A 15,254-nucleotide genomic window follows, 5' to 3' on the forward strand; every position below is an offset into this window, starting at 1 on the left:
CTGCGCCCCCGCGACCTCGCCCTGGCCCTGCTTGTCATCGTGGTCTGGGGCCTCAACTTCGCTGTCATCAAGGTGGGCGTGGCCGGGGTGCCGCCCCTGCTGCTGGGGGCCCTGCGCTATCTGCTCGCGGCCTTCCCCGCACTGCTGTTCGTCAAGCCGCCCAAGGTGCCGCTGCGGCTGTACCTTCTGTACGGCATGACCATGGCCGTGGGCCAGTTTGCGCTGCTGTTCACCGCCATCCACATCGGTATGCCCTCAGGCTTGGCGTCGCTGGTGCTGCAGTCGCAGTCGTTCTTCACCCTGCTGCTGGCCGCGTGGTGGCTGCGCGAAAAGTGGCAGGGCAACCAGGTGGCGGGCCTGGCGCTGGCGGGCTGCGGGCTGGTGCTGATCGGTAGCGCGCATGGCGCCTCCATGCCCCTGGCAGGCTTTGCGCTCACGGTGGCGGCAGCCGCCATGTGGGGCTGCGGCAATATCGTCACGCGGGCTGTGGGGCGGTATGGGCCCATGAACCAGTTTGCCTTCATCGTCTGGTCCAGCGTGGTGGCGCCACTGCCGTTTGTGGCGCTGTCGCTGTGGCTGGACGGGCCTGTCACGGTGTGGGCGGCCGTGCAGAATCTGTCCTTCCAATCGATGGCTGCCGTCGCTTACATCGCATGGATATCGACGCTGCTGGGCTTCGGGCTGTGGACCTACCTCATGTCGCGCTACCCGGTGAACCGCGTGGCGCCCTTCACGCTGCTGGTGCCCGTGGTGGGCCTGACCACAGGCTGGGTGGCGTTTGGCGAGCAGTTGCTGCCCGTGCACTTTGCGGGCGCCGGGCTCTTGATGGCGGGGCTGGTGGTCAACGTGTTTGGCGGTCCGGCCTGGGCGGCCATGATGGGGCGGCTGCGCGGCGCCCAGTAAGCGGATAGACGCAGAGCGCTACACCGCCAGCGGCAGCTCGGTAGTCGATAGCACGTTGCGCAACACCATGAAAGAACGCACTTGCCGCACCCCGGGCAGGTAGAGCAGCTGCTCGGCGTGCAAGCGGTTGAAGCTGTCGTTGTCGCGCGTGCGCACCAGCATGAAGTAGTCGAACTCGCCGGTGACCACATGGCATTCCATGCAGCCGGACACCTTGGCCGCCGCCTTTTCAAACTCGGCAAACGACTCGGGCGTGGAGCGGTCCAGCACCACGCCAATCATCACCAGCATGCCCGCCCCCACGGCCTGGGGGTTGAGTAGCGCCACCACCTTGTCGATGAGCCCCAGGCGCCGCAGGCGCTCCACCCGGCGCAAGCAGGCGGGCGGGCTCAGATGCACCTTTTCGGCCAGCGCGACATTGGACAACGACGCATCACGCTGCAGTTGCCGCAGGATGGCTTTGTCGGTGCGGTCCAGCTCGGCAGAGACATCGGCCTGTGGTGCATTCTTGGCACGAACTTTTGTTGCGCACATAAACGGTCTAAAGAAATATTTTTGGCTTCTATTCTCATTCATAAAACTTAAATGCCGAAATCTTGACAATTTTTGCAACCACTTGATGCGCGTGTTTTTCTACGATGAAGGCACTGCAAGCCCCCCCGCTTGCGACTCCTCTTCACCGACCGGAACACCGCCATGAACCTGCAGAAATTTGCCCGCCACCCGCTCACCTTCGGCCCCTCGCCCATCACGCCCCTCAACCGCCTGTCAGCACACCTGGGCGGCAAGGTGCACCTGTATGCCAAGCGCGAGGACTGCAACTCGGGCCTCGCCTTCGGCGGCAACAAGACGCGCAAGCTCGAATACCTGATCCCCGAGGCGATTGCGGGCGGCTACGACACGCTGGTCTCCATCGGCGGCATCCAGTCCAACCAGACGCGCCAGGTGGCCGCCGTGGCTGCACACCTGGGCATGAAGTGCGTGCTGGTGCAAGAGAACTGGGTGAACTACTCCGACGCGGTGTACGACCGCGTGGGCAACATCGAGATGAGCCGCATCATGGGCGCCGACGTACGCCTGGACGCAGCGGGCTTTGACATCGGCATTCGCCCCAGCTGGGAACAGGCCATGGAAGACGTGAAGAAGGCTGGCGGCAAGCCCTTCCCCATCCCCGCAGGCTGCTCCGAGCACCCGTACGGTGGCCTGGGCTTTGTGGGCTTTGCCGAGGAGGTGCGCCAGCAAGAGAAGGAGCTGGGCTTCCAGTTCGACTACATCGTCGTGTGCTCGGTCACGGGCAGCACGCAGGCGGGCATGGTGGTGGGCTTTGCGGCCGACGGCCGCGCGCGCAAGGTGATCGGCATCGACGCCTCGGCCAAGCCCGAGAAGACGCATGCGCAGATCCTGCGTATTGCCCAGAACACCGCCAAGCTCGTCGAGCTGAGACAGGAGATCACGGCCGAAGACGTGGTGCTGGACACCCGCTACGGCGGACCTGAATACGGCCTGCCCAATGAGGGCACGCTGGAGGCCATCCGCCTGTGCGCACGCCAGGAAGGCATGCTGACCGACCCGGTGTACGAAGGCAAGTCCATGCACGGAATGATCGACATGGTGCGCAAGGGCGAATTCCCCGAAGGCTCCCGCGTGCTCTATGCGCACCTGGGAGGGGTGCCGGCGTTGAACGCCTACAGCTTTCTTTTTCGCAACGGCTGATGCGACCACGGAGCAGCAACGGCTGGCGCAGCTGGCCGGGCTGTCGTTGATCTGAGCGCCTGTTCGAAGGGCCCTTGACCGCCAGGCAAGGGCCCCGCCCGTTCCCCCGATCCAAGGAGTCCCCATGAAGTGCTTGCAGCTTGTCAGTCGGCGTAGCGTGATCCTCGTGGCGGCGGCCGTCGCGGGGCTGGGACTCGGCACATTACGGCTCGCCCATGCCGACGGTTATTCCGCCAAGCCGGTGCAGTTGGTCGTGCCCTTTCCGCCAGGGGGCGCCGTAGACATCGTGGGCCGCACCATCAGCAAGAAGCTGGGCGACCGCCTGGGCCAGCCCATCGTGGTCGAGAACAAGGCGAGCGCGGGCACCGTGGTGGGTGCGGCGTATGTGGCCAATGCGCCTGCCGATGACTACACGCTGCTGATCAGCTCCGGCTCCACCTTCACCGTAAACCCCGCGCTGAACGCCAAGCTGCCCTACGACCCCGTCAAAAGCTACGAGCCCGTTGGCCTCGTCGCCCGTGTGCCCCTGATTCTGCTGGCCCACCGCGATGTGCCGGTCAACAACCTCCGGCAGCTGATCGCTGCCGTTCAGCGCACGCCCGACAAGTTCTCCTACGGCTCGTTTGGCAACGGAACCACGGGGCATTTCGCAGCCGAGCTGACCTGGTCGGCCGCGGGCATCAAGCTGATGCACGTGCCTTACCGGGGCAGCGCCCCCGCCATGGCCGACCTGATGGGCGGGCAGAACCCCTTCACCATCGACACCGTGGCGGCAGCACTGCCACAGCTCAAGGCGGGCAAGATCAAGGCCATCGCCGTCACGGGCGCCACGCGGGCCACGCAGCTGCCCGACGTGCCCACGGTGGCAGAAAGTGGCTTCCCGGGGTTCTCGGCCGATTCCTGACTGGCCGTGGTCGCGCCGCGCGGCCTGCCCGCCGAGGCCAAGGCCAAATTGCACAAGGCCCTGGCCGAGACCCTGGCGGACGCCGAAATCCGCAGCAAGCTCATTGCCGCAGGGCTGGAGCCGTCTTACGCCACGGGCGATGCCGTGCTGGCGCAGATCGAAGACGAGTTGCCACGCATGCGCGCCATTGCCCAGCGCGCGCAAATTCGGGCGGACTGAGCCCGCCCAGCCACGGGCGGCTTGCACTCTTGGCCGTCAGGCCGCCAGCAGCTTCTGCACCCGCTCGCGCAGCAGTGTGGGCTGCACCTCGGTCGATGCCACGGCAGAGCCCACATTCAGCCCCACCCGGCTGTAGAACCCCCGGCGAAACGGCCGCACCATGGCGCCACCCTTTTCAATGCGGCTGAAGTACGAGCCCCACAGGTTGGTCAGCGCCATGGGGATCACCGGCGCCTCCACGCCCTCTGCACGCGCACGCTCGATGATCTTCATGATGCCGCCCTTGAACTCCTGCAGCTGCCCGTCCTTGGTGATGCCCCCCTCAGGGAAGATGGCGAGCAAATCACCCTCACGCAACACCTGGGCAGCGCGGTCAAAGGCGGCTTCGTAGGTCTTCGGGTCTTCCTTGTACGGCGCAATCGGGATCGCCTTGGCCAGGCGGAACAGCCAGCCCAGCACGGGCACGCGGAAGATGCGGTGGTCCATCACAAAGTAGATGGGGCGCGGGCTGACGGCCATGAGCAGCACGGCGTCCACAAAGCTCACGTGGTTGCAGGCCAGGATGGCGGCGCCGGTGGACGGCAGGTTTTCATCGCCCTGCACCTTGAAGCGGTACACGAACCGCGACGACACCCACGCGATGAAGCGCAGCAGGTACTCGGGCACCAGCATGAAGATGTAGAACGCCACCACGGCGTTGGCCAGGCCGGTGAACAGGAAGATCTGCGGCACCGTGAAGCCCGCGCCCAGCAGGGCGCCGGCGATGAGCGAGCTGCCGATCATGAACAGCGCGTTGAGGATGTTGTTGGCAGCGATGATGCGCGCGCGGTGTGTGGGCTGGCTGCGCATCTGGATCAGCGCGTACATGGGCACGCTGTAGAGGCCCGCAAACAGGCTGAGCAGCGCCAGGTCCAGCATCACGCGCCAGTGGGCGCCCTGGGCCATGAAGGCGGCCAGGCCCATGATCTCGGAAGGCGGCAGGCTGCGCGATGCAAAGTACAGGTCGATGGAAAAGACGCTCATGCCGATGGCGCCCAGTGGCACCAGGCCGATCTCGACATGGCGGCGCGACAGCACCTCGCACAGCAGCGAGCCTACACCGATGCCGATGGAGAACACCACCAGCAGCAGCGAAGCCACCTGCTCGTTGCCATGCAGCACGTTCTTGGCCAGGCTGGGGAACTGGCTCAGAAACACCGCGCCAAAGAACCACATCCAACTGATGCCCAACAGCGAGCGGAACACCACGATGTTCTCGTGCGCCAGCTTGAGGTTGCGCCAGGTTTCGGTGAAGGGATTCCAGTTGATGGTGAGCCCCGGGTCGGTGGCCGGCACCGAGGGAATGAACTGCGCCACCGCGCGTCCCGCCAGGGCCGCCACCACACAGGCCACGGCCACGGTGGTGTGACCGATGCCGGGCAACGCCACCAGCAACCCACCGGCCACATTGCCCAGCAAGATGGCCACAAACGTGCCCATCTCGACCATGCCGTTGCCGCCCGTCAGCTCACGCTCGTTGAGCACCTGGGGCATGTACGCAAACTTGACCGGGCCAAACAGCGTGGAGTGCACGCCCATCAAGAAGGTGCACAGCAGCAGGATGGGGATGTTGCCCGCGATGAAGCCCACGGCCGCCACCAGCATGATGGCGATCTCCAGGTTCTTCACGAAGCGGATCATCTTCGTCTTGTCGTACTTGTCGGTCAGCTGGCCCGACGTGGCCGAGAACAGCAGGAACGGCAGGATGAACAACGCGCCAATCACCAGCCCCGCCATCGCGGGCGGCAGCCAGTCCACACTGAGCTGATAGGTCACCATCACCGTGAAGGCGAACTTGAAGAGGTTGTCATTGGCCGCGCCGGAGAACTGCGTCCAGAAAAAGGGGGCAAACCGCCGCTGGCGCAGCAGGGCAAACTGGTTCGGGTCCTCGTGCGTGGGTGCGGGGGCCACGCTGGTGGAGGCGGTGTCGGGGCTCATGCGTTTCTCCTCGTTTCCGATGGGTTGGCTTGTTGGAATTTTCCGGACCTGCGCTTCATGCGCCGGATCTGCGGGCGACACCCACGGCGTGGGCGCCATTCTGCCCGGACGGCATGACCCGCGGCATCACCGCCGCGTCACTGTGGCGCAAAGCCACCAGCGACCCCAATGCCGTCATCACGGGCCAGGCGGCGCCCGCCGCCAGCACATGCTTGAGGCTGTGGCCCGACACCCATCCGCCTGTGGCCTCGAACACCGAATGGTCTGCCGCCTCCAGCAGCTTGGCCAGGGCGTACAGCACCACCACCATGCCCAGGTGCAGCGCCAGTCCGCCGACGCGGCGTGGCAGGCATGCCAGCGCCAGCACCACTAGCAGACCGCCCAGTTGCACCACGGCCCACGGCAGCAGGTTGCCGGTGTGCACCCAGGCCCACACGGCCAGTGGCCCCGCCAGCAGCACGGCACTTGCAGCGGCCACGCCCGCCCGCGCGCTCACCCGGCTGGCCGCCGCCAGCCCAAGCAGCCCCGCAAAAGGCAGCACCATGCCCAGGCGGTCCCACAGCAGGCCCGCGTCCTGCGGCTGCCAGTGGTACAGCGCCGAGCCTGCGGCGGTGCACAGCAGCCCGCCAAAGAACAGGGCAGCCAGCGCACGGGAGATGGCGTCCAGCGCGGCCGGCGGCACACGGCGCAGCACCCACCAACCCCATGCACCCGCCAGGGCAAAGGCCAGGTTGCTCAACACATCCAGCGCGCAGGGGATGCCCCACAGCGTGCGCTGGTCGGCAAAGTCATGCTGGTGCGCAGTGGCGGGCAACACCGGGCCGAACAGCGCCAGGGCGAGCAGCGCGGCCGCGCCCAGCAGCAGGCCGGTTTCGGCACCCGACAGTCGCGGCAGCGTTGCCAGGCCGCGCGCACGCAGGGGAGTCACAGGGGAAGAAGACATCACACACACCGTAGAAAGTGAACGATGCCGCGCAGTGTGGGCAGCCGCGCCATCGGCGGCCTTAAAAAGTCGCGCAAGGGGCTACCCACGCACCTTCGGGTATTGATAATTGATACCCAGGAGCCCCCTCACCATGAGCACGACCGCCGACCTCGTCACCGCCCTCAAAAAAGAACTCAAGACCGCGCAGATGACCTACGCCGATCTGGCGCAGGCGCTCGGCATGGCCGAGTCCAGCGTCAAGCGCATGCTGGCCAAGGGCGACATGCCGCTGTCGCGCATCGACGCGATCTGCCGCGCGCTGGCGCTGGACTTTGCCGATCTGGCGCGGCGCGTGGCCGACGAGCAGCCCTTGCTGAAAGAGCTGACCCACGAGCAGGAAAAGGCCGTGGTGGCAGACAAGAAGCTGCTGCTGATGGCGATCTGTGTGCTGAGCCAGTGGACGCTGGAGCAGGTGACGGGCTACTACCGCCTGACCGAGGCCGAGGGCATCAAGTACCTGGCGCAGCTGGACCGCATCGGCATCATCGAGCTGCGGCCGCTCAACCGCTACCGCCTCAAGCTGGCCAAGACCTTCCGCTGGCGCCCACATGGCCCGGTGATGAACTACTTCCGCGACCATGCGCTGCTGGACTACTTTGCGGGCGGCTTTGACGGACTGGGCGAAGGCGTGCTGCTGGTGCACGGCAACATCAGCCGCAGCCTGGCGCCCGCCTTCATGGAGCGCATGCAGCGCGTGGCGCAGGACTTTGCCCAGCAGCACCTGGCCGACCAGAAGCTGCCCGACCGCGAGCGCGAGGGCTACACCCTGCTGCTGGCCATGCGCAGCTGGGAGTTCGAGGCGTTTGCCAGCATGCGGCGGTGACCCGCCCGTCGATTTCGCGGGCCGCTGCAAGCGGCAGCCGTCGCTGCCAGCCAACTTCTGCCCTTGGTTGAGCGCAGCGGGCGCCTCACAGGTGCGGGGACTGGCCGCAGGGTCATGAACCAGCCTCTAATCACTATCCTTTTGATAGCTATCGGCGCATGAAATACCCTCGCTTGAGGCTAAAAACACCTCAAGACCCCTGCTTGCGCCTGCCAAGAGGTGGCTTGACGCCACAAACAGAAATAACTATTCTTTAAATTGCAAATTCAGTCAATTTAAGAATAGTCAAATGAAAACCACCCGCCAGCAGCAAGACGCCACGCGCCGCCAGATCGTGGCCAGCGCGGTGGATCTCATGACCCGCCAGGGCTTTGACGGCACGACGATGAAAGACATCGCGCGGGCCGCCGGCATTGGCGACGCCACGATCTACAAATACTTTCCGACCAAGGACCGCATCGTGCTGGGCTACCTGGACGACGTGGCCCACCAGGCGCTGGCCGACACGCTGCAGACGCCGGGCTTTGCGGGCTACGGCCTGCAAGAAAAGCTGCAGCGCCTGACCGATGCCGTACTGGAGCGCCTGCTGGCCGACCGCGAGTTTGTGGCCCAGGTGCGCGGCCTGGCGCGGCGCTCACCGCTGTCGATGCTGGCCGAGCCGCTGGCCGCGCGCCAAAGCCTGCGCGATGCGGTGGCGGGCTTTCTGGAAGCCGCCGAGGCCAGCAGCGAGATCGAGCCCTGCGACTTCAAGGGCCTGGCGGGCAGCCTCTACACCGACTACCTGGCGGGTGTGGTGAGCTACTGGCTGGCGGACACCTCCGACGAATTTGCCGACACCACGCAGCTGGTGGACCTGTCGCTGGGTGTGCTGGTGCAGGCGCTGCGCGGCGGGCTGGTCAACCGCGTGCTGCAACTGGGTGGCTTTGTGCTGCGCAGCCAGATGGCCCGCATGGTGCAACACGGCAGCGGCCTGATGGGCATGCTGCACATGGCCCAGCAGGCCATGGCCAGCGCGCCCGCAGCAAGGGCATCGCAACCCCCTGCCGGTAAGGCAGCGGCCGAAGGCCTCGCCCCCAAAACTGCGCAGCCTGCGCGTGCACTCCGCAAACCCCGGGCGGCCACCGGCCTCACGGAGGCCCCCACCGCCCCGCGCCCCGCCACGCCCCGCAAAAGAAAGAGCGCCCCATGAATGCGTCCTCTGCCCTCACCGCCCCCACCACCGCGCGCGCAACCCAGGTGCCGCCCGGCACGGCCATCCACGCCACGCTGCCCGGGGCCGATTTTTTTGATGCCTACGAAGTGGCCGACCGGCACCCCGCGCGCTCAGCCCTGCAGTCGTGGCTGGACGTGGCGGCCCGCACCCCGGCGTGGACGCGCGCCCTCATGTTCGTGCGCAACAAGGCCGTCCGTCTGGTGGGCCTGAAGGACCTGGGCCAGCTGGACGACGGCCACCCGCCTGCCAGCGGCCGATCCCTGCGCGACGCGCGCAGCTACCGCGTGGGCGACCGCGTCGGCATCTTCCACATCCGGCACCTGAGCGACACCGAAGTGGTGATGGGCCAGGACGACAAGCACCTGGACGTGCAGGTGTCCATCTGCAAACAGCCCGCCGCCCCTGGCGCCACGCCCCGCGTGGTGCTGAGCACGGTGGTGCACATCCACAACACACTCGGCCATGCCTACATGGCGGTGATCACGCCCATCCACCGTGTCATAGCGCGCGGCACGGCGCAGCGCCTGGCAGACCATGGCCAAAACTGAGGCGGAAGCACCCCGCACCGGCAAGCTGGCCCGCAGTGCCATCACGGGGCTGGCGGCAGCGCGCATCGGCATGGCGGAGCTGGGACACCGCACGCGCAAGCGCTCGGCCCAGGCACAGGCCGAGCACGAGGCCGCGCTGGGCCGCATTTTGTTTGGCGCGCTGGGGCAGCTGCGGGGCTCGGCGCTCAAGGTGTCGCAGTTGCTCAGCATGCACCCGGGCCTGCTGCCCGACGGCGTGCGCAGCGAACTGGCACGCGCCCACCACCAGGCCCCGCCGCTCAACCGCGCGCTGGTGGGCCGCGTGTTCCGCCAGGCCTTCGGGCAGGAGCCGGAGGCGCTGTTTGACCAGTTCGAGCCCACCGCGTTTGCCGCCGCCAGCCTGGGCCAGGTGCACCGCGCACAGCTGGCCGGCCACGGCACGGTGGCTGTCAAGGTGCAGTACCCCGGCATTGCCGCCACCATTGCCAGCGACATGCAGCTGATGCGCGCCGCGCTGCGCGCCCTGGCCCACACCGACATGCCGCTGCCCACCGATGCCGTGCTGGACAGCGTGATGACCGAGATCGAGGCCACCCTGCTGCGCGAGGTGGACTACATGCAAGAGGCCGAACAGCTGCAATGGTTTGCCCAGCACGCCGCGCAGCCGGGCGTGGTGATGGCGCAGCCCATCCTCTCGCACACGCGCGCCCAGGTGCTCACGCAGCAGTTTGTGCCCGGGCTGCCGTTGCAAGCCTGGCTGGCCACACAGCCACCGCAGGCACTGCGCGACCAGGCCGGGCAGCACCTGTGGGACTGGTTCATGCACTGCATTTTTGTGCTGGGGCGGGTGCATGCCGACCCGCACCCGGGCAACTTTCTGTTCGCGCCCGATGGCACGGTGGGCGTGCTCGACTTTGGCTGCACGCGTGCCCTGCCCAGCGCATTCCGAGCGCAGGTGGTGCAGGCGTGGTCGGCCCTGCTGCGCGCTCCCGCCGACCCCGCGCACAACGCGCAGGTGCTGCAGGCCTACCAGGCGCTGGGGCTCTTGCGCAAGGACCTGACCGTGCAGGCCTACACCAGCGAACTCGCCCCCGCACTGGCCGAGATGCAGGCCTGGCAGATGGAGCCCTTCACCCAGCCGGTGTTTGACTTTGGCACCAAGACACCGCCGCCCATCACCCCCGGCCAGCACCAGCGCGTGCTGGGCCAGCACCTCGCCCAGATCCCCGGCGAGATGCCCGCGTTCGAACGCATGTGGATGGGGCTGATGCACCTGCTGACGCGGCTGGGTGCCCGCGTGCACACCCGGGCCCACGGGGCGCTGGCCATTCACCCATGACCAACACGGCGCTGACCCTGGCGGCAGCCGGGCTGGCCCTGGTGGGTGTGGCCCATTCGGTGCTGGGGGAGCTTCTGCTGTTTCGCAGCCTGCGCACGCAGGGGCACCAAACGGCGGGGCGCCTGGAGTCCGGCACTGCGCGGCAGGTGCTGCATACCCCGCACCTGCGCATCCTGTGGGGCACCTGGCATGTGGCCTCGGTGCTGAGCTGGGCGTTGAGCGCCCTGCTCTGGCGCCTGGGCACCGCGCCTTGGGACGCGGCCCTGGGCGCCTGGGCCGCCGACGCCGTGGGCATTGCCACCCTGGCCAGTGGCATGCTGGTGTTCTTTGCCACGCACGGCAGACACCCGGCGTGGTGCGCGTTGCTGGTGATTGCGACGCTGGTGTGGTGGCGCTGAAGCAAGCCATCGCGGGCGGATGGATGGGGGACGCCGACGCCGGACGCCTGAGCAGGCGTGACAAAAATCACACGGCAACCGTTTGCCTCCGAAGTCGGCAACACAACTTCACAAAGCTTCGCAATGGGACTACACCGGCTTGACGCAGCGTGCGCACCATGAAGTCTCCGGTTCCGCAAGGAATCACATCTGAGGAGAACCTTATGGCCCGCAAAGCACTTGCCGCTGTGTCCATCGCCCTGCTGTCGCTGGGCGCCGCGAGCGCGGCGCAGGCGCAGACCAGCGCCACCGTTGTCATCCAGGCAGGTACGCCTGTCTACCAGCAACCCGCCCCGGTGCGCGTGCAGTACCAGGCGCCGCCCCCACCCCGCTACGAGGTGGCGCCGCACCCGCGCCGCGGCATGGTGTGGGTGCCCGGCCACTGGGAATGGCGTGGCCACCGCCACGTGTGGATGCAGGGCTACTGGGTGAAGGCCCGCCCCGGCTACCACTACCGCGAGCCCCGCTGGGTAGAACATGGCGGTCGCTGGAACATGCAGCCCGGCGGCTGGGACCGTGATGGCGATGGCATCCCCAACCGCCGCGACCGGGACCGTGACGGAGACGGCGTGCCCAACCGCTACGACCAGCGCCCGGACAACCCGTACCGCCGCTGATCCCCCTTGGTGGGACCGCTGCGCGGGCCGACATGCAATGGGCAGCCCGGCTGACAGACGCCCCACCACCCACCGGCCACGATGAGGCCACAGACGCAACACCCGGCCCGACGCAGGCAGTGCCTGCGGTCGGCCAGACACGACAAGGAGTTCACCATGACCCACGCCACTTTCTTGCGCAACACCTTCACCGCAGCGGCCCTGTCCGTGACAACGCTGACGGCGCTGACAGGGGCCATCACACCGGCACAGGCCGCCACGCAAGCCACTGTCATCGTGCAGTCGGGCCCGCAGCAGGGCATCGTCATTCCGGCACCCCCGCCACCCCGCCGCGAAGCCGTTCCACACGCCCGCAAGGGACAGGTGTGGGTGCCTGGCTACTGGGACTGGCGGGGCCACCGCCATGTATGGGTGGCAGGCCACTTTGAAAAGGTGCGGCCAGGCTACCGCTATCGCACCCCCCAGTGGGAGCAGCGCGACGGGCGCTGGGAGCTGCACCGGGGCGGTTGGGACCGCGATGGCGACGGCATTGCCAACCGCAATGACCGCGACCGTGACGGCGACGGCGTGCCCAACCGCCGCGACCACCAGCCGGACAACCCACGCCGCAACTGATCGACGCTCCGCTGGCTAGCCAGGGCGCCAGGCCCTGTGCCTTTATGGCAGGTGCAACACCGCCTGCCCCAGCCCGGGAAAGTCGGCCACCACCTCGGCCCCCGGCGCCACCAGCACGGTGCCGGTGCATGACCCGGTGGTGACCCAGTGCCCCGCGCGCAGTCCACCCAGGCTGCGCGCGCCTTCGTTGGCCAGCCACACCAGCAGGCGCAGCGGGTCGCCCGCCGGGTTGCCCCAGGTGGCATGTTGCACGGCCACGGCCCCGTTTACCGACAAAGTCACCGCTTGCGCCAGGGGCTGTGCGGTGGCCACTTCGTCGGTGCCAGTCCCCACAATCAGCGCTCCGTGGCATGCCTGGTCGGCCAGGCGGCTCCACTCGCCCTGCTGCGCCCAGGCAGCAAAGCGCGTGTCGCACACCTCGATGGCGGCCCGCACCGACGCCACGGCCGCCAGCACTTCGGCGGCGCTGTAGGGGGTGGCGCGGGCGGGCAGGTCGGCCCCCAGTTCGTAGACCCATTCCGCCTCCACCCCCATCACGGCAAAACCAGATGCAGCCAGCAACACGGGCTCGCCCGCTGCAGCCACCCACACCGAATCGCGGGTGAGTGCAGCGCGTGCCGGTTGCGCCTGGGGCGACGCAGCCCCGACCTTCCAGCCAGCGATGTGCCCGCGTGCACGCACCACCGCGTCTTGCACGGCATAGGCCTCGGAGGCATCCCGCGGGCGCAGCCCTGCGGGAAAGTCCAACGGGCGGGGCGTGCGCACTTCCCGGGCCTGGGTGATGACGGCGGCGCTGGCGGCAGGGTCCAAAGCGGTGGGGGACATGACAAAACTCTCCGTGGTGCAAGGGGTCGGCGGGATTATCGGCACCTTCCCCCATCGGCCCCGCCCCGCTGCATCAGCAACGATTGCGCCCCATTAGCCGCCGGAGTTGATCCGGCGCACAGGCTTGCCCCCTAGAATCGGCCTCGCAGGAGAGCACGGCAGGCACAGGCCACCGCTGCACCGAAGGCGCAAACTCCCATACACGCTCAGGTCCCGTACTGCACCATTCATCAAAGCCGTCTGGAGAGCCGCCTCGCGCAACGCGAAGCGCACCGAAGGAGCAAGCCGCAGCCCGGGTGGGTAGCGGTGAATCTCTCAGGTACCAAGGACAGGGGGAGCGGCAGCTAGGGCATTCATGCGCCAGCTGCACGCTATTGAATTCATAGCTGCCAGCGCATGTTTTTCTAGCGCCAGAGCCCAGAAAGGCTTTGAAAATCATGCGCGTGATCGTTTTGGGCGCCGGCTTGCTCGGCGTGACTTCGGCTTATTTCCTCTCGCAACTGGGTCACGAAGTGACCGTCATCGACCGCCAGGGCACGCCCGGCGCCGAAACCAGCTTTGCCAACGGCGGCCAGATCTCGGTGAGCCACGCCGAGCCCTGGGCCAACCCCAATGCGCCGCTCAAGGTGCTGCAATGGCTGGGCAAGGAAGATGCGCCCTTGCTCTTCCGCCTGCGCGCCGACATGCGCCAGTGGCTGTGGGGCCTGTCCTTCCTGCGCAACTGCACGCCCGCACGCACGCGCCACAACATCGAACAGATCGTGCGCCTGGGCACCTACAGCCGCGACACGCTGCAGCAGCTGCGCGCGGCCACTGGCATCCAGTACGACCAGCGCACACAGGGCATCCTGCACTTCTATACCAACCAAAAAGAATTCGACGGCGCGCTGGCCCCGGCCGAGCAGATGCGCGCGCTGGGCTGCGAGCGCCAGGTGATCAGTGCTGACGAGGCCGTGCGCATCGAGCCCGCGCTGGCCCACATCCGCCCGCAGCTCGCAGGCGCCACCTACACGGCCGAAGATGAATCCGGCGACGCCAACCAGTTCACGCGCGAGCTGGCCAAGCTGTGCGAGGCGGCGGGCGTGCAGTTCCGCATGGGCCACCACATCACCGCACTGCGCGAGGTGGGCGGCCGTATCGACCATGTCGAAGTGACCAATGCCGAAGGCCGCTTCGAGCGCGTGCGCGGCGATGCGTTTGTGCTGGCCATGGGCTCGTTCAGCCCGCTGCTGGCGCAGCCGCTGGGCATCCAGCTGCCCATCTACCCGGCCAAGGGCTACTCGGTGACGATGCCGGTCAAGGACGCCAGCAAGGCACACCAGGTGAGCCTGACGGACGACGAGTTCAAGCTCGTGTTCTCACGCTACACCAGCGAGCGGGGCGACCGCCTGCGCATTGCGGGCACGGCGGAATTGAATGGCTACGACCGCCACCTGAACCAGGTGCGCTGCGAGGCCATCGTGCGGCGGGTGGAGCAGCTCTTCCCCGGCGCCGGCGACACCACCCAGGCGCAGTTCTGGAGCGGCCTGCGCCCCGCCACGCCCAGCAACGTGCCGCTGATCGGCAAGACCAAAGTGGGCAATTTGTTCCTCAACACCGGCCACGGCACGCTGGGCTGGACGCACGCCTGCGGCTCGGGCAAGGCGCTGGCCGACATCGTGAGTGGCCGCGTGCCCGAGGTGGACTTTGCGTTCCAGGGGCTGCAAGGGCGCGCAGCCGGGGCGGCGCTGGTGCCGTCGCGCACGGCGGCCTGAGGCAGCGCGCGGTTGCAGGCGGTTGCAGCGAGGCCACGCTGCAACCGGTGCGAAAGGCTGCGCCTACTTGGCCGCGCCCGTGGCGTGCGCCACAAACTGCGCCACGGCCAACATGTCCTTCTCGCTCATGCGCTCGGCATACGAGGGCATTACACCGATGCCCGCCTTGAGCGCGCGCAACACGCGGCCCGCGTCGGGCTTCAACTCATCCAGCACCGGTCCGACCTGACCTTCAGCACCCGCAGCCTGCAGCGTGTGGCACACGGCGCAGGCGGGCTGGATCTTGGTGAACAGCTCCTTGCCGCGCGCCAGTTCGGCCGGGTCGGCGGCCGCAGCCGACGCACAGGCGCCAGCTGCCCACAGCGCCGCGGCAAGGCGACGCGCTCCGTTGCTCCCACCCATC

The 15,254-nt window shown here is 67.6% G+C and carries 15 protein-coding genes, 1 pseudogene and 1 riboswitch; of the genes and pseudogenes, 11 read left to right on the top strand and 5 right to left on the bottom strand.

The annotated features are described in order from the left end of the window. Positions 1-903 carry an EamA family transporter gene (locus ACODSU_RS14500; RefSeq protein WP_488842866.1) on the top strand — a complete coding sequence of 301 codons (903 nt, stop codon included), beginning with the start codon at positions 1-3 and terminating at the stop codon, positions 901-903. A gap of 18 nt (positions 904-921) precedes the next feature. On the opposite strand, the gene ACODSU_RS14505 is transcribed toward ACODSU_RS14500, so the two are convergent. Beyond that, positions 922-1,437: an Lrp/AsnC family transcriptional regulator gene (locus ACODSU_RS14505; RefSeq protein ID WP_056648055.1), complete on the bottom strand. Its 516-nt coding sequence runs from the start codon at positions 1,435-1,437 to the stop codon at positions 922-924. A 162-nt stretch (positions 1,438-1,599) separates the two neighbouring features. On the opposite strand from ACODSU_RS14505, the gene ACODSU_RS14510 reads away from it, so the two are divergent. Both ACODSU_RS14510 and ACODSU_RS14515 read left to right on the top strand, forming a co-directional pair. Further along, the gene (locus tag ACODSU_RS14510) at positions 1,600-2,616 is read left to right on the top strand and encodes a 1-aminocyclopropane-1-carboxylate deaminase (protein ID WP_488842785.1); all 1,017 of its coding nucleotides are present in this window, start codon (positions 1,600-1,602) and stop codon (positions 2,614-2,616) included. 124 nt (positions 2,617-2,740) lie between these two features. Beyond that, positions 2,741-3,739: pseudogene (locus ACODSU_RS14515) on the top strand (Bug family tripartite tricarboxylate transporter substrate binding protein). A 36-nt stretch (positions 3,740-3,775) separates the two neighbouring features. Here the strand turns inward: ACODSU_RS14515 and ACODSU_RS14520 are convergent. Both ACODSU_RS14520 and ACODSU_RS14525 read right to left on the bottom strand, forming a co-directional pair. Next, positions 3,776-5,716 carry an MFS transporter gene (locus ACODSU_RS14520; protein ID WP_488842786.1) on the bottom strand — a complete coding sequence of 647 codons (1,941 nt, stop codon included), beginning with the start codon at positions 5,714-5,716 and terminating at the stop codon, positions 3,776-3,778. A gap of 55 nt (positions 5,717-5,771) precedes the next feature. Next, complete coding sequence (locus tag ACODSU_RS14525) at positions 5,772-6,659, bottom strand: hypothetical protein (protein ID WP_488842787.1); 888 nt, start codon at positions 6,657-6,659, stop codon at positions 5,772-5,774. A gap of 133 nt (positions 6,660-6,792) precedes the next feature. Between ACODSU_RS14525 and ACODSU_RS14530 the strand changes: the two genes are divergently transcribed. The 7 genes from ACODSU_RS14530 to ACODSU_RS14560 all read left to right on the top strand — a co-directional run bounded on the left by ACODSU_RS14530 (position 6,793) and on the right by ACODSU_RS14560 (position 12,272). Further along, the gene (locus ACODSU_RS14530; RefSeq protein ID WP_099729114.1) at positions 6,793-7,524 is read left to right on the top strand and encodes a helix-turn-helix domain-containing protein; all 732 of its coding nucleotides are present in this window, start codon (positions 6,793-6,795) and stop codon (positions 7,522-7,524) included. A 289-nt stretch (positions 7,525-7,813) separates the two neighbouring features. Further along, entirely contained in the window at positions 7,814-8,713 is a 900-nt protein-coding gene (locus tag ACODSU_RS14535) for a TetR/AcrR family transcriptional regulator (RefSeq protein WP_488842788.1), read from the top strand. Further along, entirely contained in the window at positions 8,710-9,285 is a 576-nt protein-coding gene (locus ACODSU_RS14540; RefSeq protein ID WP_488842789.1) for a DUF2867 domain-containing protein, read from the top strand. The genes ACODSU_RS14535 and ACODSU_RS14540 overlap by 4 nt, the downstream gene beginning before the upstream one ends. Then, positions 9,272-10,603, top strand: a complete 1,332-nt coding sequence (locus ACODSU_RS14545) for an ABC1 kinase family protein (protein ID WP_488842790.1) — start codon at positions 9,272-9,274, stop codon at positions 10,601-10,603. The genes ACODSU_RS14540 and ACODSU_RS14545 overlap by 14 nt, the downstream gene beginning before the upstream one ends. Then, positions 10,600-11,001, top strand: coding sequence for a hypothetical protein (locus ACODSU_RS14550; protein WP_488842791.1), 402 nt, complete (start codon positions 10,600-10,602; stop codon positions 10,999-11,001). The genes ACODSU_RS14545 and ACODSU_RS14550 overlap by 4 nt, the downstream gene beginning before the upstream one ends. A 203-nt stretch (positions 11,002-11,204) precedes the next feature. After that, entirely contained in the window at positions 11,205-11,657 is a 453-nt protein-coding gene (locus ACODSU_RS14555; protein ID WP_015015990.1) for a YXWGXW repeat-containing protein, read from the top strand. Positions 11,658-11,813: 156 nt separating this feature from the next. Next, positions 11,814-12,272: a YXWGXW repeat-containing protein gene (locus ACODSU_RS14560; protein WP_488842792.1), complete on the top strand. Its 459-nt coding sequence runs from the start codon at positions 11,814-11,816 to the stop codon at positions 12,270-12,272. A 42-nt stretch (positions 12,273-12,314) separates the two neighbouring features. Here the strand turns inward: ACODSU_RS14560 and ACODSU_RS14565 are convergent, their stop codons facing one another. Continuing rightward, positions 12,315-13,097: a 2-keto-4-pentenoate hydratase gene (locus tag ACODSU_RS14565; RefSeq protein ID WP_110961809.1), complete on the bottom strand. Its 783-nt coding sequence runs from the start codon at positions 13,095-13,097 to the stop codon at positions 12,315-12,317. 230 nt (positions 13,098-13,327) lie between these two features. Then, a riboswitch (glycine riboswitch) is annotated at positions 13,328-13,439 on the top strand. 95 nt (positions 13,440-13,534) lie between these two features. On the opposite strand from ACODSU_RS14565, the gene ACODSU_RS14570 reads away from it, so the two are divergent. Continuing rightward, on the top strand, positions 13,535-14,851 hold the full coding sequence (locus ACODSU_RS14570) for a D-amino acid dehydrogenase (protein WP_488842793.1): 1,317 nt from the start codon (positions 13,535-13,537) through the stop codon (positions 14,849-14,851). A 63-nt stretch (positions 14,852-14,914) separates the two neighbouring features. Here the strand turns inward: ACODSU_RS14570 and sorU are convergent, their stop codons facing one another. Then, entirely contained in the window at positions 14,915-15,253 is a 339-nt protein-coding gene (sorU, locus tag ACODSU_RS14575) for a SorU family sulfite dehydrogenase c-type cytochrome subunit (protein ID WP_209820530.1), read from the bottom strand. Between the last annotated feature and the right edge of the window lies 1 nt (position 15,254).

The sequence above is a fragment of the Acidovorax sp. FG48 genome (genome assembly GCF_057809085.1).